Below are 19163 nucleotides of genomic sequence, written 5' to 3' on the forward strand. Positions count from 1 at the left end.
CACCCTAGGTACTGGTTGCCGCGGCTAGTCTCGAGTCAGAGATTGGTCGCGGCGATCAGAACCCACAAGGATGTGAGCCAGGAATGACAGACCGTGTACGGCAGCAGGGCACAGGCCTCGACGAAGCGACGTTGTTGACGCGTCTTCGCGAGGCCTTTTTCACGCATATCGACGAGGGTGACAGCGACGACGTCATCAACGGTCGATCGGATCGAGTCCTGCTCGCGCATCTTGCGCTCGGGAGGCAGCGGACGCCAGGCACGGCCGTATGGCGTGTGTACCGCCCGTCAGGATCCGAGGGTCTCGGCGCTGCCGTCCAGATCGTCACCGACGACATGTCGTTGCTTGTCGAGTCCGTCACCGCGATGCTCAACCGACAGGGTGTAGGAATCAGTCAATTCGCCCACCCGATCCTGACGGTCGAACGCGGCGACTCGGGAAATCTGATTTCCTTGGGCGACAGCAGTATCCAGGAATCCTGGATGCACGTCCAGTTGGATTCCGAAGTCGAGGATTCCGCGCTTGACGCGATCGAAGCGCACCTCGGCAAAGTGCTCGCAGACGTCCGCCAGGTGGTTGGGGACACCCCGGACATGAAGGCACTGCAACTGCGCGTTGCCGACGAGCTGGCGAGCGCCGCAGAAACCGCCTCCGGCAGGATCACCCCCGAAGAGTTCTCCGACACCGCTCGACTACTTCGGTGGATGGCCGACGGAAATTACGCCGTTCTCGGGTACCGGCGATTCGAGGGAACGAAGGACGGTTCACGTACGGTAGCGGGGAGTGGACTCGGTGTGCTGCGCTCCGACGCGGTCACCGAAGGCCCGATGAGCTTGCCTCCCGTCGCAGACCTCCCGGATCGACCGCTTCTGGTCCTGACGCAGGGATCGTTCCCCGCCACGGTGCACCGCGCTGTCTACCCGTACTTCGTGGGTGTATCGATCCTCGACGACAACGGAAACATTGTGGGGGAGCACAGGTTCCTGGGAGTGTTCACCGTGGTCGCACTCCACGAGAACGTCCTCGCGATTCCCCTGATCGAGCGCCGCGTCCGCGAAGTAATCGCGCGTGCCGGTGTCAACCTGCATTCGTACTCCGGTCAGGCGATGCTCGAGGTCATCCAGTCGTTCCCGCGCACCGAGCTGTTCTCGAGCGATGCCGAGACCTTGTTCGAGACCGTCCATGCCGTGCACAGCATCGGGCTCCGCCGGCAGGTACGACTTTTTGTCCGCGAGGACACGTTCGGACGCTTCGTGTCCTGCCTGGTGTATCTACCTCGCGACCGGTACACGACGCGAGTTCGACTGGCGATGCAGCATCTGCTCTGGCGCGAATTCGGTCCTGGCACAGTCGATTACACCGCCAGGGTCACCGAGAACGATCTCGCGCTGCTGCATGTGACCATCCGGCGCGATCCCGGCAGCGAACCGGTTCATCTGGATGTATCCGAAGCCAACCGCGAGCGGGTTCAGGCGCTGTTGACCGAAGTCAGTCGTAGCTGGGACGACCGCATCACCGATCTCGTTCGAGAAAGCCCAGGCGTGGATCCGGAACTGGTGCAGCGGTACTCGCGGGTGCTTCCGGACGGATACAAAGAGGACTTCGAACCGTCACGCGCGCTCGCCGACATCGCCAGGCTCGAGGCGTTGGCACCAGGCGCGATCGACGTGCTGCTCTATCGCGCCGTCGACTCCGCCCCCGGTGCCTGGCGCTTCACCCTCTTCATCGGCGGCGACGGTATCTCGTTGAGCCAGGTCCTGCCGGTGCTGCAGTCACTCGGTGTCGAAGTTCTCGACGAGCGGCCCCACGTCGTACAGCGCCTGGACGGCGTTCAGTGCTGGATTTACGATTTCGGATTGTCGGTACCGGCGGATCTTCGAGCGTCGATCGAAGTCGACCTCGATGCGCAGGTACCACTCGAGACCAGTACCGCTCCGCTGACCGAGGTCCAGAAGCGGTTCACAGCCGCATTCGGTGCAGTCTGGTTCGGCCGGGCAGAAGCTGACCGATTCAACGAGCTGGTGCTGCGCGCGGGTATGTCCTGGCGTCAAGCCGTGGTGCTGCGTGCATACGCAAAGTATTTGCGGCAGGCCACATTTCCGTACAGCCAGTTCCACATCGAAGGAATCGCACTCACGCATCCGCAGACCGCGTTTGCATTGGTCCAGTTGTTCGAGGCGATGTTCGACCCCGAGAAACAGGACGAAATCCGCGTCGCGGAATTGGACGAGCAGTTGCGTGTGTCCATCGACGAGGTTCTCAGCTTGGATGCCGATCGCATTCTGCGTGGAATGTTCTCGTTGGTGAAGGCGACCTTGCGCACCAATTTCTACGTCGTCGACGCCGATGGTCGTTCTCGTGACTACCTGTCGGTCAAGCTGGATCCCTCACGGATCAGCGAGTTGCCCAAGCCGCGACCGGCTTTCGAGATCTACGTGTACTCGCCCGAGGTCGAAGGCGTGCACCTGCGATTCGGCGCCGTCGCGCGCGGCGGGCTCCGCTGGTCCGACCGGCGCGAGGATTTCCGTACCGAGGTGCTGGGCTTGGTGAAGGCGCAGGCCGTCAAGAACGCAGTGATCGTCCCGGTTGGCGCCAAAGGCGGCTTCGTCGTGAAGAATCCGCCCTTGCCGACGGGCGATCCGGCCGCTGATCGAACGGCGACGCTGGAAACCGGTAAGGCCTGCTACACCACGTTCATCTCCGGATTGCTCGACATCACGGACAACGTGCATGCCGCCACCGGCGAAGTTGTGACGCCGGATCGCGTGGTACGCAAGGACGATCAGGATCGCTACCTCGTAGTCGCCGCGGACAAGGGCACGGCGACGTTCTCCGATCTCGCGAATTCGGTTGCCGCCAAGTACGACTTCTGGCTCGGCGACGCGTTCGCCTCTGGAGGCTCGGTGGGATACGACCACAAGGGCATGGGCATCACCGCCCGCGGCGCCTGGGAAAGCGTCAAGCGGCACTTTCGCGAACTCGGCGTCGACACGCAGACCGAGGATTTCACGACGGTAGGCGTCGGCGACATGAGCGGTGACGTGTTCGGCAACGGAATGCTCCTCAGTCGGCACATCCGGCTGGTGGGTGCGTTCGATCATCGACACATCTTCCTCGATCCCGACCCGGAGGCGGCGAGCTCGTTCGTGGAACGTCGTCGGCTCTTCGAGTTGCCTCGGTCGTCGTGGGCCGATTACGACACCAGCCTGATCAGTGAGGGCGGCGGCGTCTGGGATCGCACGGTCAAGTCGGTTCCGATCGCCGAAAGCGTTCGGGTCGCACTGGGGCTGGCCGAGGGAGTCACGAAGCTCTCTCCGCCGGAGTTGATGCAGGCAATTCTGTCGGCACCGGTGGACCTACTCTGGAACGGCGGAATCGGTACGTACGTCAAAGCGTCGACCGAGACCAATGCGCAGGTCGGCGACAAGAGTAACGACGCCGTGCGAGTCGACGGTCAAGATCTGCGTGCCAAGGTGATCGGCGAGGGTGGCAACCTCGGCGTGACAGCCCTGGGACGAATCGAGTTCAGCGCCAACGGCGGTCACATCAACACCGACGCCATCGACAACTCGGCCGGCGTCGACTGCTCCGATCACGAAGTGAACATCAAGATTCTTCTCGATTCGCTCGTGCGCTCGCAGTTGCTGCCGTCACCGGAACGGAATCCGCTACTGGCGTCGATGACCGATGACGTGGCCGCATTGGTGTTGGCGGACAACATCGCTCAGAACGCGTTGCTCGGAATCTCACGGGTGACCGCGCCGCAGATGCTCGGTGTTCACCGCCGTCAGTTGACGGACCTGAGCAAGGCACGTGGCCTGGACCGCAAGCTGGAGGCGTTGCCGACCGACAAGGAGATCGAGCGTCGACTTGCGGCCGGTGTGGGACTCACGTCGCCGGAACTGGCGACGCTGACGGCGCACGTCAAGCTTTCCCTCAAGGACGATCTGCTCGCAACCGAGTTGCCGGACAACGATTTCTTCGCCCAGCAGATCCCGCAGTACTTCCCGACCGCTGTTCGCGATCGGTTCGAAACGGAGATCAAGGCACACCCGTTGCGGCGGCAGATAGTCGCGACGATGCTCGTGAACGAAGTGATAGACAACGGCGGAATCACGTACGCCTACCGCTTGGCCGAGGAGACCGGAGCGAGCAGTACGGACTCGATCCGTGCCTACGCCGCTGTGCGGGAGGTCTTTGCACTCGACGAGGTGTGGTCGCGAATCCGCTCGGCGGGCGTCAGTGCTGAGATCGAAAACGAGCTGATCGTGGAATCATGCCGACTGCTCGACCGGGCGTCGCGATGGTTCCTGGCCAATCGGCCCCAGCCGATCGCAGTCGGCGCCGAGGTTGCGCGTTACTCGGCAGCGTATCGGGCGACGGCCCCGCTGGTTCCCGGACTGCTCGCCGGCCATCAGCTCGACGATCTGCTGGTGCGCGCTCAATCGGTGATCGACCGTGGGGCTCCGGAAGCGTTGGCGCTGGACGTGTTCCGACTGCTCGACGTCTACTGCCTGCTCGACATCGCGGATATCGCCGACATCGCAGATCACGACATCACGGAAGTCGCGGAGCTGTACTACGCCTTGGATGCGCATCTGGGAATCGACTGGTTGCTGAGCGCGGTCTCGGGACTCGAGCGCGGCGATCGCTGGCACTCGCTCGCGCGGCTCGCGTTGCGAGACGACCTCTACAGTTCGCTTCGGCAGCTGACGATGGAGGTTCTGGCCGGCGGCGAGCCGGGGGAGTCGCCGCAGGAAAAGATCGACGAATGGGAATCGACCAACGCCTCGCGCCTGAGTCGGGCGAGGGCAGCTCTCGTCGAGATCTTCGAGTCTGGGACGCTTGACCTCGCGACGCTCTCGGTGGCGGCGCGTCAGGTTCGTAGCATGGTGCGCAGCATGGGCACCCGATCGGAGGTAGGACGTTGAGCGAAGGATTCCACGCTGAAGTTGTGGTTCGGTGGTCCGACATGGATGCCTTCCAGCACATCAACCACGCACGAATGGTGACGTTGCTCGAAGAGGCGCGGATTCCTTGGTTGTTCGAAGACTCGCGTCCGACGGTCACCCTGCGTGACGGGGCCGTGATTGCCGATCTCCATGTGCGGTACCGCGGCCAGCTGCGGCACGACGATTCACCGCTCGACGTTTTCATGTGGGTCGAAAAGGTGCGCGCGGTGGACTTCACCATCGCGTACGAAGTTCGGCCGCGCGGTGCCGATCTCAGCGTCCCGCCGTCCATCGTCGCGTCGACTCAGATCGCGGCCTTCGACATCGACACACAACGTCTGCGCCGTCTCAGCAGCCCTGAGCGCGAGTACCTGGAGAGCTGGCAACGTGCATGAACGTGTACTGACCGTGCCCGAGGAGGCCGAGCGAAAGAACTTGGCCAGCTTCATCGGTCATGCACTGCGCTTGGACGAGTCCACGGTCATCAGGATGCGTCGACGGGGAGATGCCCACCTGAGTGTCTGGGCACCAACGGGTTTCGACGCTCTGGCAACGCGAACCGTGGCGGGCACCATCAACCCCGACGACACCTCGGCTGCCGGCGATCAGTTGCTCGCAGCCGTGGAGCAGGCAACGGGCGAGGTGATCGATCCGGGGTTCGCCATGGATTCGGCGTGGCGTGGGGCGTTGCCGCCCATGGAAGGCTTCGAGCACCTGGACGACGTACCCGCCCGGGTGCTGATCGAACTGGCGCAGCGGGGCAACGCCTTGGCACAGGAGCATGGCAGTAGTCACGGTCCGCCGGCGTCGTTGCTCGATCAGGATGTACTCGAGGTCAGTGGTCCGTCCGGCACGGTCGGGATCTCGATGCGAGTTGTTTTTGCCTTGACCGCAATGGGATTCGTCCCGCACGCCGGATCCGAAGCGATGACTGCCGACATCGATCTCGAGCAGATCGACGCGTCGGAGTTGGTTCGGGTGCGGGCGAGCAAATCCTGGGTGCGCCTCGATGCACGATTCGGCTCGATCTACCGTCACCGCGGAGGTTCGATACCTCTGATGGTTGCTCGCTAGCAGGTCGGGCGGTGGGTGCGCCGGAACTGCGCGAACTTCAACGTGCCCGCCGCCAGCGAGGCCAGCGCTGCCAGGACCGTTGCCATGCCGAGAATTGCCGTCGTGCCGAGCTTCTCGTTCAACACCACTGCACCGAGCACTGCGGTGACCACCGGTTCCAGAAGGTCAGCGTCGCGACCGTCGCGGGCGGTAGGTGGCGGAGTCCGGCGGCGAAGAGCAGGTACGCGATCACCGTAGGTACTGCGACGAGATAGACCACGGTCACCGACCCGGCCGCGGTGTCGAGTCCACCCGGCCACTGCAAGAGCAACATCGGCAGCAGGATGATGCCGCCGACCCCGAACATCTGGCCCATTGCGCCTTGTGGTGACGTACCTGACTCGATCAGTCGGTCCCCGGCGACCGTGTAGGTGGCGTAACCCAGGCCCGCGATCAAGGCAGGGATCGCACCGGCGATCACGTCGGACGAACCGTCGCCTGATTGTCCGGCGACGATGAGCGCCATTCCCGCCACGGCGACCGCCGTCGAGAGGAACCACTGTAGGCCGGGACGGCGTCGATCCACGATCCACTGTAACGCCCCGGTGAAGGCCGGCCCTGACCCCAACGCGATCATTGTGCCCGCAGCGACGCCGGCGGTCTGCACTCCGGTGAAGAACCCGAGTTGGTATGCCGCAACACCGATTCCGCCGATTACCGTGGACCGGGCACCGGGCACCGGAGCGGTTGAATTCGAGCCCGCCGCGCCAGTGCGCGAGCAACGCGAGCGCGAGACCGGCCAACAGCACGCGGGTCGAGCCGACTACCAACGGATCGAGGTCGTAGCCCAACTCGCGCGAGGCCAAAGCCTGTGCGGTGCCGGTGGTTCCGAACAACACAGCGGCGGCCACCACCAGAGCGATGGGGCCGCCGCGTGACGACGTGTGGGGGTGTTCGGTCAGATAAGCCACGCCGCCGCGTTGACGGGCAGTTGACCGTCGACGAGAGGCGCGCTGCTCAGCAGCAGTTGCCCGCTCGGCAGCGCGATGGGCATCTCCGTCGTGTTGAGAGCACAGATCAGACCACCGCGTCGATGGAAAGCGAGGCAGCCGGGGGGACTGCCGTACCAATCTATGTCGGTTCCGGAGAACTCCGGCCTGGCGCTACGAAGTTCGAGGGCGGCGCGATAGAGCGAGAGCATCGAGTCCACGTCCTCGATCTGCGCCTCCACCGTGAGCGTCGACCACTCGGGTGGCATCGGCAACCAGGTGCTCGCACTGGTAGTGAAACCGAAGGGTGGTTCGGTTCCTTCCCACGGAAGGGGCACGCGGCAACCGTCACGTCCGCGCTCGGTATGCCCGGATCGTTCCCAGACCGGGTCTTGCAGTGCGGCGTCGGGAAGGTCGACGTTCGGCAGACCGAGTTCGGCTCCGTTGTAGATGAAGGTCGCGCCCGGGAGCGCCAACTCGACGAGGATCATTGCCCGTGCGCGTTGTGTTCCGATCCGGCCCCCGCCGTAGCGCGTGACTTCACGTTCGACGTCGTGGTTCGACAGTGTCCACGTGGGCACACCTCCGACCTCGGCGACGGCTGCGAGGGAGTTTTCCACGGCCTCTCGGACAGACTCGGCCGAGAACTCGGTTTCTGCGAGTCGGAAGTTGAATCCGAGGTGGAGTTCGTCGGGCCGGATGTATTCGCCGAACTTCTGGTTGTCCGTCACCCAGATCTCGCCGACGGTCATGGCCTCCGGGAACTCGTCCATGACCTTGCGGATCCCGCGGTGGATTTCGTGAACGGCCGGGTTGTTGAACCGCGGGTCGTCGTCGGAATTGCGCATGAGCTCGTTGAGCTCCCAGTCGTGGTCCGGCAAACCGTCGGGCTTGGCCATTCCGTGCGCCACGTCGATGCGGAATCCGTCGATTCCGCGTTCGAGCCAGAAGCGCAGAGTCTTCGCGAGGTCGTCGAAGACCTCGGGGTTGTCCCAGTTCAGGTCCGGCTGCTCCTTGGCGAAGATGTGCAGGTACCACTGGCCGGGTTTTCCGTCGGATTCGGTCACGCGGGTCCATGCCGGGCCGCCGAAGATGCTGGGCCAGTTGTTCGGCGGTTCGCTGCCGTTCTCACCTTTGCCGTCTCGGAAGATGTAGCGGGATCGCTCCGCAGAGCCGGGCGCCGACGCCAGAGCCGCCTTGAACCACTGGTGCTGATCGCTGGTGTGGTTCGGAACCAGATCCATGGTGACCTTGATTCCGCGTTCGTGAGCCGACGCGATCAGTGAATCCATCGTCGCCAGATCGCCGAACAGGGGATCGATGTCGCGAGGATCCGAGACGTCGTAGCCGTGGTCGGCCATCGGTGACTTCATTACCGGGCTCAACCAGATCGCGTCGATACCGAGAAGCTCGAGGTAGCCGAGTTTCTCCTCGACTCCGCCGAGGTCGCCGATCCCGTCACTGCCCGAATCGGCAAAGGAACGCGGATAGATCTGATAGAAGACCGCCTCGTTCCACCACGGGGCTTCGGGCCGGCTTACAGAGGATGAATCCGTGGGGGTGCTCACAGCAGTTCATAGTGCCAAACCTCCGGCACTCTCACTACTTGGACACGGCAAAAGCGCGACTCTTTACCTAGCCTTGGTGTACTTTGCATTGACGCGGTGACGCCATGTGGCAACTTTGGTGTTACTGCCGGGGGAGAAACATCGAGAATTCAACCAAGGGGGGTTGGCCTTGACTTTGTCGGCAATCGAAGCGGTCAGTTTGGATCACGTACTGCTCGAGGATGATCCGATCAACCGGGACTGGATAATCTCCGGCACACCAGCTGCGCGGTCGGCGCAATGGTCGGTGAGTAAAGACGGCACCACGACTACGCACGTCTGGGATTGCACGAAGGGGCGCTTTCGCTGGTACTTCCATGCGGACGAGATCGTGCACATCATCGAGGGGTCAGTCACCGTTCAGGCCGACGGAATCGCGAAGCGGACCCTGGGCGTCGGTGATGCCGCACTCTTCCGTGCGGGCAGTTGGTCGGAGTGGGAGGTCGAAGAGTACGTGCGCAAGCATGCAATCCTGAGTTCGCCGCTTCATCCCACGGTGTCGTTCGGAGTACGAGCCGCCCGACGGATCGCGCGCACGCTCAGACCGATGGCGAGGTAACGGTCAGATGGCGGAGTTCACCATGGAGGCAGCTGCCATCTCCATGTAGTCGATCAACTGCTTGCGGTGCACGGGACTCAGAGTCTTCTCGTCGATGGACGCGATGGCGACGTGCATGCACCGCAGCCACGCATCACGCTCGATCGGGCCGATCACGAAAGGATTGTGGCGCATCCGCAGACGCGGGTGCCCACGCTCCTCCGAGTACGTGTGCGGCCCGCCCCAATACTGCTCGAGGAACATCCGCATCCTCCGCTCGGCCGGGCCGAGATCGGCCTCGGGGTAGAGCGGGCGCACAACCTCGTCCTTCGCGACTTCTTCGTAGAATCGCGCGGTGAGCTTGTGAAACGTCTCGGCTCCGCCGACGGCGTCGTAGAAGGTCTGCTGCACGTCGTGCTGTACGTCATTCATGGCAACTTCCATTGTGCCTGACGGCCGTAGTGGTCGGTTTCCGGGTCGACGACGGCTGTATCGGGTCGGAATGCGTACCCATTCACCGGAAATTCACCGCCCGTCCTGGCAATTTTGTTCGAAATGGGAGTGCGTAAAGCGATCATCCGTGGTCAACTTGGGGGCAGTCTCCCGGAGGTCGTATGAAGAACCGACATGCTGCACGCAATCACCGACAACTCCAGCCCACTAGCGCGCGGAACGACCACGCGTTAGGGGCTGTTCTGGAAGTTGTTCCTGACGGGTTCGCTCACACTGCTGACCCACTCTTTTCCGAAGAACATTCTCGCCTCGAGATGTTCCCTCCCGATCGCGTCGTCCCCGAGTGGGTAAAACGTCGGGTACTACTGCTCAACGTCACCTACGAACCGCTGACCGCCCTTCCCGCACGGCGCGCGGTCGTACTCATGGCCTGCGGCAAGGCCGATACCGTCCACGAGGACGAACAAGGCCCGGTAGTCCATTCCGCGGACTGGTCGGTGCAGGTTCCCTCGGTCATTCGATTGCGCACCTACGTGCGTGTTCCGTATCGCGCCCGCATACCGATGACCCGCGCCGCACTGATGCATCGTGACCATTTCCGATGTGCCTACTGCGGAGCCAAAGCCGAAACCATCGACCACGTTGTTCCCCGCAGCAGAGGTGGCGGGCATTCGTGGGAGAACTGCGTCGCGTGCTGTGCCCCCTGTAACCACCGCAAAGCAGACAAGATGCTCAGTGAGCTCGGATGGAGCCTCCGTGCGGAATTGGTTCCGCCGTCCGGCCCGCACTGGCGTCTGCTCGCGGCGACCAAGGAATTGCATCCGGCGTGGATGCCGTATCTCGGCGTGGGCGCAGCCTGAGCTTTGTTTCGGCGTGGGCGCAGCCTGAGCTTTGTTTCAGTGTGGGCGCAGCCTGAGTCGTGTTCTAGCGTCACCGGAACGAAATTGCCCGAGAATTTGTGGCCCTGACGCTTTCCTTCCTGGCGTTCTGGGCTACGTTACTGGTGTGAGCATTCTCGAGGTAGTACTGATATACGTTGGGATTCCGGCCTTGATCACCGCGTTCTTCGCGGCTGCGTCCTTCCTTGGGAAGAAGACGCCGGGACCGGTTCCGCCGGCGTTCCATCTCGGTGAGTCGTGGGATCACGCTCCCGTCCTGTGGAGTGCTGTCGACGAGGTCACCGTTCGCGGTGGTCATCACGCCGGCGCACACGCAATCGAAGCCGGTTCGGCTGATCTGATCGGAGGGTCCGCAAGTGGCAAGTGGTGATCATGGGACCGCGCTCGCAGTAGCGCCCGAAGACCTGCCTGTGGGCAGCGTCGTCACATCCAGTGGACGCATTTCCGGTGTGCACCGAGTCGGCGAGCCGTTCACGGACGATCTTCCGTTCGCCCCGATGGATCTGGTGGCGCTCGATGTCGCTCTGACCGAAGCGATCCGCGCAACCAAGGTGCGGTTCAACGCGTACATCGGTGATCTGGGCGCCGATCCCGCGGCGGGTGCCGACGCACTGTTCCCGAACACTCCCGAGTCCGAACGTTCCGTACTGATCGCTGTCTCGCCCAACCAGCGGACCGTCGAGGTCCGCAGCGGACGAGCAGTTGCCGATCGGGTCACCGATCGCGTCGCTCAGCTCGGCGCCACTGCCGCAGTGTCTTCGTTCAGCGAAGGCAATTTGATCGATGGACTGATCAGCGCGATCCGCGTCATGTCCGCCGCCATTGCTGCACCCTGATTTTTCGGTAAACACAAGATCGGTGCCCCACGTCGATTCTCCGGAATCAACGTGGGGCACCGGTCTTTACGCGATCAGCTCGCGTCGAACTTTCGGGCCGCCAGTGAACGGATTACTCCGGCCTGACCCTCCACGACCAGACGGCGGAGCGCCGGGGGGAGATCGCCCTCGAGGAAACGATCTGCGGCTGCCACCGATTCGGCTGTGATCGACCACCCCGGGTAGAGACCGATGACGACGGTCTGTGCAACCTCGCTCGAACGTCGTTCCCAGACCGACGCGATGTCCGCGAAGTAGCGTGCGACGAAAGGCTCGAGAATCTCGTCCTGGCCTTCCCGGACAAAACCGCCGATGATCGAGCGCGCGGTGATGTTCGGGACCGAATCGTCGTCGACGACCTTTGCCCACACCTGCTCTTTGACCGCAGCCTGCGGGCGTCCCGCGGCTGCGGCAGCGGCCTGGCGAGCTCCCGCAGCGGTGGGATCGCGCTGGGCTTCGGCGTCGATGAACGGCGTTTCGATGCCGTCTGCGTCGATCTCACCGGCTCCGGCGAGTGCTCCGATGATGCGCCAACGCAGGTCGGTGTCGACAACGAGCCCGTCCAGCCCGACAGTCGACGGATCGGCATCGAGCAGCTCGCGGAGCACTTCGGTGTGCCACGGCGAGAGTGCGGCACCCGTCAGTGCGTTGACGAATGCCAGCTGGTGGTCGGACCCGGCCACTGCCTCACGGGCGAGTTCGAGCAAGCGATTGGCGAAGCTCGCCGCGCCTTCGGCCTCGGCCCAGGCCGGATCGGCGTAGGAGCCGATGGCGGTTTGGGCTTGGAGCAAGAGACGTTGCACCACACCGACTTCGGTCTCCGAACTGATTCCGCGTCCGACCAGTGCGACGAAGTCGCGTGCCTTCAGGTCGGCTTGGCGGGTCATTTCCCACGCCGCCGACCAGACCAGGGTGCGGGGGAGTGAGTCGGTGATGTCACCGACCCGCTCGATCGCCGTTGCCAACGATTCGGGATCGAGTCGCACGGAGCCGTACGTCAGATCGTCGTCGTTGACCAACACGAGCGCACCGCGGGCAACGCCGACAAGCCCGGGAACATCCGTGCTTTCCGCAGCATCGAGGTCGAGTTCGACGCGATGGGTGCGCACCAACTTGCCGTCGACGTCGTCGTAGATTCCGATGGCGATTCGGTGGATTCGACGCTCCCCGGCGCCGGGGGCAGCACCGTCCTGCAGGACGGCGAAACGGGTGAACTTTCCGTCCGTGTCGACGTCGAAGTCGGGGCGCAGGATATTCAGGCCGGTGGTCTTGAGCCACTGCCGACCCCAGTCGGAAAGATCACGGCCCGAGGACTTTTCGAGTGAACCTAGTAGATCGTCGAAGGTTGCGTTCCCGAATGCGTGCTCACGGAAGTACTCCCGCAGTCCGGCGAGGAACGGCTCGAGTCCGACGTATGCGACCAACTGCTTGAGGACGCTGGCGCCCTTGGCGTAGGTAATGCCGTCGAAGTTGACCTCGACGGCGGCCAGATCCGGAATGTCCGCGGCGATCGGGTGCGTCGACGGCAACTGATCCTGGCGGTACGCCCACGACTTCTCGACGTTGGCGAACGTCGTCCAGGCGTTCGTGTACTCCGTGGCCTCGGTCTGGCACAAGACCGAAGCGAAGGTCGCGAACGACTCGTTGAGCCACAGGTCGTCCCACCACGCCATCGTGACGAGGTCGCCGAACCACATGTGTGCCATTTCGTGAAGCACGGTTTCGGCGCGACGTTCGTACGAGTACCGAGTCACCTTGGAACGGAAGACGTAGTCCTCGAGGAAGGTCACGGCGCCGGCATTTTCCATCGCCCCGGCATTGAACTCCGGAACGAACAGCTGGTCGTACTTGCCGAATGCGTAGGGAACGCCGAAATTGCGGTGATAGAAATCGAAGCCCTGCTTGGTCTCGGTGAAGAGCCGCTCTTCGTCCATGAATTGGGCAAGCGAGGCACGGCAGAAGATTCCGAGCGGGATGGTGCCGTGCTCGTCGGAGTACGTATCGGTCCACTGCGCATACGGACCGGCGATGAGCGCGACAAGGTAGGTGCTCATCTTCGGGGTGGTGCGGAAGATGTGCTGACCCGGATCTGCCGCGACAGTGTCGACGACGGCCGAGTTGGAGATCACCTTCCACGACGTGGGCGCCGTGACGCGGACGTCGAACGTCGCCTTCAGATCAGGCTGATCGAAGCACGCGAACATGCGCTTGGCGTCAGCCGTCTCGAACTGTGAATAGAGGTAGACGGCGTCATCGGTCGGGTCGACGAATCGGTGCAGCCCCTCGCCGGTGTGCGAGTAGACGCAGTCGGCCTCGATGACCAACTCGTTGTCGGCAGCGAGGACGGGCAGGCTGATGCCCGTCGACTCGTCGTAGCTGGATACGTCGAGTGCCGTTCCGTTGAGAACTGCGGAATGGACTCGGGCCGCGACGATGTCGATGAAGCTGCTTGCTCCGGCCGTAGCCGTGAACGTGACCGTGGTCTTCGAGGAGAACGTCTCCTCGCCGGGTGCGTCGTTTCCGTCCGTGAGATTGAGTTCGATCAGATAGTTGTCGACGGTCAGCAGTGCTGCCCGCTCGGCTGCGGTTTCGCGTGTCAGATTCGGTGCGACCACAAAGATCTCCTCGTAGATGGTGCGGATCCAGTGCGTCCATCCCATCACGAAGCGAGCGTTGCTACTTACGCGGACACCTCTGCCAACGGAATTGCGGAATCGGCCAGTCGAGCCGGATCCACGGGACGCGGCGATGCGACCAGTTCCTTGATGGCGTCACCCGCATCCCAGATGTTGACGTTCATCCCGGCGAGCACCGTGTTCTCCGAATCGAGCCAAAAGGCCAGGAACTCACGCTTGGCGACGTCGCCGCGGGTGACGACGGAGCTATATGTACCGCGTGGTGCGTGACCGACGTACTCCATCCCGAGGTCGTACTGATCGGTGAAGAAGTAGGGCATCCGGACGTACTCGGCCGGGCGACCGAGCATGGTGTCTGCGGCGATCTCCGGTTGGTTGAGCGCATTTGCCCAGTGCTCCACCCGGATTCGCGCATTCAGGATCGGGTGCTGGGCGGCCGCGATGTCGCCCACCGCGACGACGTCCGGGTCGCTGCTCTGCAGACCCGCGTCGACGAGGACGCCGTTGTCGACGTCGATACCCGCCTCCGACGCCAACTCGATGTTGGGCAGCGCGCCGACGGCGATCAGGACGGCGTCGGCGGGAATCACGGTGCCATCCTCGAGCGTGACGCCGGTGGCGCGGTCACCGTCGAGCGCGATGGCCTTGACGTCGGTGCCGGTACGCAAGTCGACGCCGTTCTGACGGTGAAGCGTCGCGAACACCTCGCCCATCTCCGGTCCGAGCGTCGATTCGAGCGGAAGATCGGCGTGTTCGAGGACGGTGACGGCCACGCCGAAACCTCGTGCGGATGCGGCGATCTCCAGGCCGATCCAGCCGGCGCCGATCACGACGAGTTTCTTGTCGGCCGCCAGGGTGTGCAGCAACGCAGCGGCTTGATCGACTGTTCGCACGTAGTGAATGCCCTCGGCGTCGGACCCCGGGATGTCGAGGCGCCGCGAACGTGAACCGGTGGCCAAGGCGAGCTTGTCGTAGCTGATAGTGGAACCGTCCGGAAGTGACACGGTGTGTGCAGCGGTGTCGATCGCCGTTGCCGTGGTTCCCGGTCGAAGATCGATGCGATGGTCGCGGAACCACTCGCCGTCGTGGACGGTGAATTCTGGGAGGGTTTTCTTTCCCGCGAAGAACTCTTTCGACAGTGGCGGCCGCTCGTACGGCAGGTGGTCTTCTTCGCTCAAGACGGTGATTTCACCGTCGAAATCTCTGTCACGCAGGGCTTCTGCGATCTTTGCGCCCGCGAGCCCGCCGCCGACGATCACGAATCTCCGGTTGGTGCTCATTACTGAACCGCTCCTTCGCACTCGTTTCTTTTCGACACTACTGCGATCGGAAGGTGGTTCGGGGAAAAGCGCGGGAAGGATTGCGGGTTCATGATTGTTGGCAGGACGGGAGTATGTCCCCGAACTGATATGACCTGACCGACATGAACTGATAGGGAGTTTCTTCGTGAGCGCAACCTCGAGCAAGACCACGGACACTGCTGACTTCTGGTTCGACCCGCTCTGCCCGTGGTGCTGGATCACCTCGCGCTGGATTCTCGAGGCCCAGCAGGTACGCGACATCGAGGCCAAGTTCCACGTAATGAGCCTTGCGGTTCTCAACGAGGGCCGCGACCTGCCCGACGAGTACCGCGAGATGATGACCAAGGCCTGGGGCCCGGTCCGCGTCGCCATCGCTGCGGCGCAGCTGAAGGGTGACGAGATCCTCCTGCCGCTGTACACGGCGATGGGTACGAAGATTCACAACGAGGGAAACAAGGACTTCGCCGACGTCATCAAGTCGTCCCTCGCCGAGGTCGGCCTGCCACCTGAACTGGCCGAGGCCGCCGACACCGACAAGTACGACGAGGCTCTGCGCGAGAGCCACCACAAGGGCATGGACGCCGTCGGACCCGACGTCGGAACCCCGACGATTCATGTCAACGGTGTGGCGTTCTTCGGCCCCGTGCTTTCGCGCATCCCGCGCGGCGAGGACGCAGGCAAGGTGTGGGACGGCGCAGTCGCGCTGGCCGGCTACCCCCACTTCTTCGAGCTCAAGCGGACCCGCAACGAGGATCCTCAGTTCGACTGAGCAGCAGTGAGCGCCGGATTTCGGTAGAGCTGACCGGGCCGGAAGAACAGATGACCTGAGTGCGTGCGGTTGCGAAGCGCGGCCGCACGCCAGGTCAGCACCGGGTGCGACGACAAGATGTTGACGAACCACGGAAAGAACCCGGATTCGAGTGTCGCGCGATCGGCGAGTTCGTCGAACCCGACCAGGCCGACCAGATACTTGCCCGCGCCGAGGACGCCCATCGCGCCCGGAGCGCCCTGTGGGCGCATGTGAAAACCGAAGTTGTCCGCCGTGTACTCCATGGAACGCGACAGCGAAGACCCGATCACCGGAATGTAGTTCGACGCGAACTGTCCCCACTGACGCCAGTACGACGCATGTCCAGCAGCGATGTGACCGACCTCGTGGCCGATGATGAACGCGAGCGCGTCGGGCTGGCGTGCCTGCCCACCGACTTCGAACAGGTCGCTGTAGACGACGACAAACCGGCGAAATCCGTGCCCCGACGCAAATGCGTTGATCCGTCCGTTCCCCAGCACGACGTAGGCATCCGGCGGAGTTTTCATGCCGAACCGTGCGGCAGCCTCCGCAACCAGCTGATACCCCTCCGGAAATTGTGAAGGCGTCATCTTGATTCCGTTGACCTGCTGCGACCCGTACAGCTGACCTCGCGCGAGGAACAGCAAGATCGGAGCCGCGAGCACCACGAGGATCCACGTCGACAGATCACCCGCAGCGATCAGAACGATCGCCACCACATAGGTGACGACCGTCGTCAGAACTGCGAGCACGAGTAGCGGGATTTCCCACGGGTGGCGAACCGCGTCACTACCCGGTGACACGCGAACGGCGGGTGCAGCGGCCTGAGCGTTGGCGGGGTACATGGGCACCACGATAGGTGCGCTCGCACGGCGATGCGCGCTCCTGAAAGTGTGACGTCGACCCGGGTGCGCCCGGCTGGTCGGGCCTGAGAGAATTGTCGCCATGCGCGTATACCTGGGTGCCGACCATGCCGGATTCGAACGTAAGAACGAGATCATCGAACACCTGAAAGCGAACGGCCACGAGGCCATCGACTGTGGTGCTCACGAGTACGACGCCGTGGACGACTACCCGGCCTTCTGTATCGAAGCCGCAAAGCGCGTCGTCGCCGACGAGGGCAGCCTGGGAATCGTCCTCGGTGGCAGTGGCAACGGCGAGCAGATCGCAGCGAACAAGGTTCCCGGCGCACGGTGCGCCCTCGCCTGGAGCGTCGAAACGGCGAAGCTGGCCCGCGAGCACAACAACGCTCAGCTGATCGGCATCGGCGGACGTATGCATTCCCTCGAGGAGTCGCTTGCCATCGTCGACGCTTTCCTCGCCACCGCATGGTCGGGTGAAGAGCGCCACCAGCGTCGTATCGACATCTTGTCCGAGTACGAGAAGACCGGCGTCGCACCGGCTCTGCCGCAAGCCTGATCCGAAAGTTGTTCCGTGCCTGAAGGTCATACCCTGCACCGGCTGGCACGGTTGCATGCCCGCAAGTTCGTCGGTTCACCGGTCCGCGTCCTCAGTCCGCAAGGCAGATTCGCCGAGGACGCGCGCCTGGTTGACGGACACGTACTCACGTCATCGGATGCCTGGGGAAAGCACCTCTGGCACACGTACGACAACGGATTGACAGTTCACGTGCACCTCGGGTTGTACGGAAAGTTCACCGACGCCACCCTGCCGATGGAAGAACCGGTAGGCCAGGTCCGGATGCGAATGGTCGGTGCCGATTTCGGCACCGACCTTCGTGGTCCCACCGCCTGCGAAGTCTTGCTACCGCCTCAGGTCGCCGCGATAGAAGCCCGGCTCGGGCCGGACCCACTGCGCCGCGACGCGGATCCGCAGAAGGCTTGGATGCGAATCTCCAAGTCCAAGACGGCAATCGGCGCCCTGCTGATGGACCAGGCGGTCCTCGCAGGTGTCGGCAACGTTTATCGCGCCGAGCTTCTCTTTCGCCACGGAATCAACCCCGAACGAGAAGGAAATCTCGTCTCTCACGACGAGTGGACTGCCATGTGGGCAGACCTTGTCGAATTGATGAAAGTCGGTGTCAGGCGCGGGAAGATGCACGTCGTTCGCGCCGAGCACGACAACGGCGATCCGGGGTACGCAAAAGATCGTCCGCGGACCTACGTCTACAGAAGAGCAGGATCGCCGTGCCGCGTATGCGGCACACCGATCCTGCATTCCGTGATGAAGGCACGAAACCTGTTCTGGTGCCCGGTGTGTCAGGCTGGGTAGAACAGCCGGACGGTTAAAAGTCCATGCCGCCGAAGTCCCCACCACCGCCGAAGTCGCCGAAGTCGCTGCCCCCGCCGTCGTAGCCACCGTCTGCCGTGTATTCCGTGTTGTCGGTACTTCCTTGGTCCGCACCGGAATCGCCGGCGTCCTGGCCCTGATCTCCGGAGTCGCCGGCTCCCGTATCGGCGCCGGGATCGCCACCCTGGGCGAAAGCTTCTGCGCCGTAAGGAACCCCGGCCATTCCGGAGAACATGGTCGAGAACAGCATCATCGAACCCAGACCCCAGGCGCCGGCGACGAGGGCAGGCTTCCACCAGGGCTCGGAGTACCAGCCGGCCGGGACCGGGCGTCCTGCGACTCGGCCACCGGGGTAGTAGTTGGGTGTGTGCGAAGACGGATTGGGTGATGCGGCGACCTTGCGGCCCTCGAATTCGACCTCACGGTCTTCGGTGACAGAACCCGCAGCCTTCTGACCGTCGATGGAGGGAACTTCCGGTCCCGGATCCATGCCCATCGCCACCCGTGCCGCGCGGATGTAGTAAAGCCCTTCCAGCGCAGTCTGTTTCGCGAGACGAGCCTGAACCGGCGTCGCAGCCTGATCGATCTGCGAGCCTGCGGCGTTGTATCGTTCGGCCGCGTCGGCGAGGGCTTGGCGCGACGCGTTGTCACTGCCGGTCAGGTTGTAGACCTGACCGCCGAGGCGTTCGATCGCTTGCCTGGCATCGGCTTTCGCGTCGTCGAGTTGTGTTGCGCTGTGGCCGGAACCGCGTTGCTGGCTTTTCATGACCAGAAATACGACTACGGCCAAAACGACGAGTATGAGAAGAATCGTAGTCAC

The 19163-nt window shown here is 63.3% G+C and carries 18 protein-coding genes; 10 read left to right on the plus strand and 8 right to left on the minus strand.

Annotation, left to right across the window (positions count from 1 at the left end; all coding sequences use genetic code 11):
• Positions 1-83: 83 nt before the first annotated feature.
• The 3 genes from QM716_RS10490 to QM716_RS10500 are packed head-to-tail and all read left to right on the plus strand — an operon-like array spanning position 84 to position 6026.
• Positions 84-4931, plus strand: coding sequence for an NAD-glutamate dehydrogenase (locus QM716_RS10490; protein ID WP_283304099.1), 4848 nt, complete (start codon positions 84-86; stop codon positions 4929-4931).
• The gene (locus QM716_RS10495; RefSeq protein WP_283304100.1) at positions 4928-5347 is read left to right on the plus strand and encodes an acyl-CoA thioesterase; all 420 of its coding nucleotides are present in this window, start codon (positions 4928-4930) and stop codon (positions 5345-5347) included. Before QM716_RS10490 ends, QM716_RS10495 begins: the two co-directional genes overlap by 4 nt.
• A complete protein-coding gene (locus QM716_RS10500; RefSeq protein ID WP_283304101.1) occupies positions 5340-6026 on the plus strand; it encodes a DUF8010 domain-containing protein in 687 nt (228 codons plus the stop codon). Before QM716_RS10495 ends, QM716_RS10500 begins: the two co-directional genes overlap by 8 nt.
• Here the strand turns inward: QM716_RS10500 and QM716_RS10505 are convergent.
• The 3 genes from QM716_RS10505 to QM716_RS10515 form a co-directional block, all read right to left on the minus strand.
• Entirely contained in the window at positions 6023-6151 is a 129-nt protein-coding gene (locus tag QM716_RS10505) for a hypothetical protein (protein ID WP_283304102.1), read from the minus strand. The two genes, QM716_RS10500 and QM716_RS10505, sit on opposite strands and share 4 nt — an antisense overlap.
• Entirely contained in the window at positions 6145-6744 is a 600-nt protein-coding gene (locus QM716_RS10510) for a DMT family transporter (RefSeq protein WP_283304103.1), read from the minus strand. Before QM716_RS10510 ends, QM716_RS10505 begins: the two co-directional genes overlap by 7 nt.
• 219 nt (positions 6745-6963) lie before the next feature.
• On the minus strand, positions 6964-8562 hold the full coding sequence (locus QM716_RS10515) for a glycoside hydrolase family 13 protein (protein ID WP_283304104.1): 1599 nt from the start codon (positions 8560-8562) through the stop codon (positions 6964-6966).
• A 163-nt stretch (positions 8563-8725) separates the two neighbouring features.
• On the opposite strand from QM716_RS10515, the gene QM716_RS10520 reads away from it, so the two are divergent.
• Positions 8726-9160 carry a cupin domain-containing protein gene (locus QM716_RS10520; protein ID WP_283304105.1) on the plus strand — a complete coding sequence of 145 codons (435 nt, stop codon included), beginning with the start codon at positions 8726-8728 and terminating at the stop codon, positions 9158-9160.
• A gap of 3 nt (positions 9161-9163) precedes the next feature.
• Here the strand turns inward: QM716_RS10520 and QM716_RS10525 are convergent, their stop codons facing one another.
• Positions 9164-9571: a globin gene (locus QM716_RS10525; RefSeq protein WP_003944464.1), complete on the minus strand. Its 408-nt coding sequence runs from the start codon at positions 9569-9571 to the stop codon at positions 9164-9166.
• A 182-nt stretch (positions 9572-9753) separates the two neighbouring features.
• On the opposite strand from QM716_RS10525, the gene QM716_RS10530 reads away from it, so the two are divergent.
• The 3 genes from QM716_RS10530 to QM716_RS10540 all read left to right on the plus strand — a co-directional run bounded on the left by QM716_RS10530 (position 9754) and on the right by QM716_RS10540 (position 11327).
• Complete coding sequence (locus tag QM716_RS10530) at positions 9754-10452, plus strand: HNH endonuclease (protein WP_283304106.1); 699 nt, start codon at positions 9754-9756, stop codon at positions 10450-10452.
• A 145-nt stretch (positions 10453-10597) separates the two neighbouring features.
• Complete coding sequence (gene ctaJ / locus QM716_RS10535; RefSeq protein WP_283304107.1) at positions 10598-10861, plus strand: aa3-type cytochrome oxidase subunit CtaJ; 264 nt, start codon at positions 10598-10600, stop codon at positions 10859-10861.
• A complete protein-coding gene (locus QM716_RS10540; protein WP_283304108.1) occupies positions 10848-11327 on the plus strand; it encodes a DUF5130 family protein in 480 nt (159 codons plus the stop codon). The genes ctaJ and QM716_RS10540 overlap by 14 nt, the downstream gene beginning before the upstream one ends.
• A 74-nt stretch (positions 11328-11401) precedes the next feature.
• Here the strand turns inward: QM716_RS10540 and pepN are convergent, their stop codons facing one another.
• Both pepN and QM716_RS10550 read right to left on the minus strand, forming a co-directional pair.
• Positions 11402-13981, minus strand: coding sequence for an aminopeptidase N (gene pepN / locus QM716_RS10545; RefSeq protein ID WP_283304462.1), 2580 nt, complete (start codon positions 13979-13981; stop codon positions 11402-11404).
• Between the two features lie 65 nt (positions 13982-14046).
• Positions 14047-15282 (minus strand): NAD(P)/FAD-dependent oxidoreductase, encoded by a 1236-nt coding sequence (locus QM716_RS10550; protein ID WP_283304109.1) that lies wholly within the window; start codon positions 15280-15282, stop codon positions 14047-14049.
• Between the two features lie 166 nt (positions 15283-15448).
• Here QM716_RS10550 and QM716_RS10555 point away from each other — a divergent pair, with 166 nt between their 5' ends.
• Entirely contained in the window at positions 15449-16072 is a 624-nt protein-coding gene (locus QM716_RS10555; RefSeq protein ID WP_003944541.1) for a DsbA family oxidoreductase, read from the plus strand.
• Here QM716_RS10555 and QM716_RS10560 read toward each other — a convergent pair.
• Positions 16060-16938, minus strand: a complete 879-nt coding sequence (locus QM716_RS10560; RefSeq protein WP_283304110.1) for a M48 family metallopeptidase — start codon at positions 16936-16938, stop codon at positions 16060-16062. The genes QM716_RS10555 and QM716_RS10560 overlap by 13 nt on opposite strands.
• Positions 16939-17038: 100 nt before the next feature.
• Between QM716_RS10560 and QM716_RS10565 the strand changes: the two genes are divergently transcribed.
• Positions 17039-17512: a ribose-5-phosphate isomerase gene (locus QM716_RS10565; protein WP_003944571.1), complete on the plus strand. Its 474-nt coding sequence runs from the start codon at positions 17039-17041 to the stop codon at positions 17510-17512.
• Between the two features lie 15 nt (positions 17513-17527).
• The gene (locus tag QM716_RS10570) at positions 17528-18325 is read left to right on the plus strand and encodes an Fpg/Nei family DNA glycosylase (RefSeq protein WP_283304111.1); all 798 of its coding nucleotides are present in this window, start codon (positions 17528-17530) and stop codon (positions 18323-18325) included.
• A 13-nt stretch (positions 18326-18338) separates the two neighbouring features.
• Here QM716_RS10570 and QM716_RS10575 read toward each other — a convergent pair whose 3' ends face one another.
• On the minus strand, positions 18339-19109 hold the full coding sequence (locus QM716_RS10575) for a DUF1542 domain-containing protein (RefSeq protein ID WP_283304463.1): 771 nt from the start codon (positions 19107-19109) through the stop codon (positions 18339-18341).
• Between the last annotated feature and the right edge of the window lie 54 nt (positions 19110-19163).

Source organism: Rhodococcus sp. IEGM 1409, assembly GCF_030056735.1.
GTDB lineage: Bacteria > Actinomycetota > Actinomycetes > Mycobacteriales > Mycobacteriaceae > Rhodococcus_F.

Bases quoted from the DNA above. Each gene is read 5' to 3' on its own strand.
- QM716_RS10565 (WP_003944571.1), top strand. From the start codon at position 17,039: ATGCGCGTATACCTGGGTGCCGACCATGCCGGATTCGAACGTAAGAAC.
- QM716_RS10560 (WP_283304110.1), bottom strand. From the start codon at position 16,938: ATGTACCCCGCCAACGCTCAGGCCGCTGCACCCGCCGTTCGCGTGTCA.
- QM716_RS10490 (WP_283304099.1), top strand. From the start codon at position 84: ATGACAGACCGTGTACGGCAGCAGGGCACAGGCCTCGACGAAGCGACG.
- QM716_RS10530 (WP_283304106.1), top strand. From the start codon at position 9,754: ATGAAGAACCGACATGCTGCACGCAATCACCGACAACTCCAGCCCACT.
- QM716_RS10525 (WP_003944464.1), bottom strand. From the start codon at position 9,571: ATGAATGACGTACAGCACGACGTGCAGCAGACCTTCTACGACGCCGTC.
- QM716_RS10575 (WP_283304463.1), bottom strand. From the start codon at position 19,109: ATGAAAAGCCAGCAACGCGGTTCCGGCCACAGCGCAACACAACTCGAC.
- QM716_RS10550 (WP_283304109.1), bottom strand. From the start codon at position 15,282: ATGAGCACCAACCGGAGATTCGTGATCGTCGGCGGCGGGCTCGCGGGC.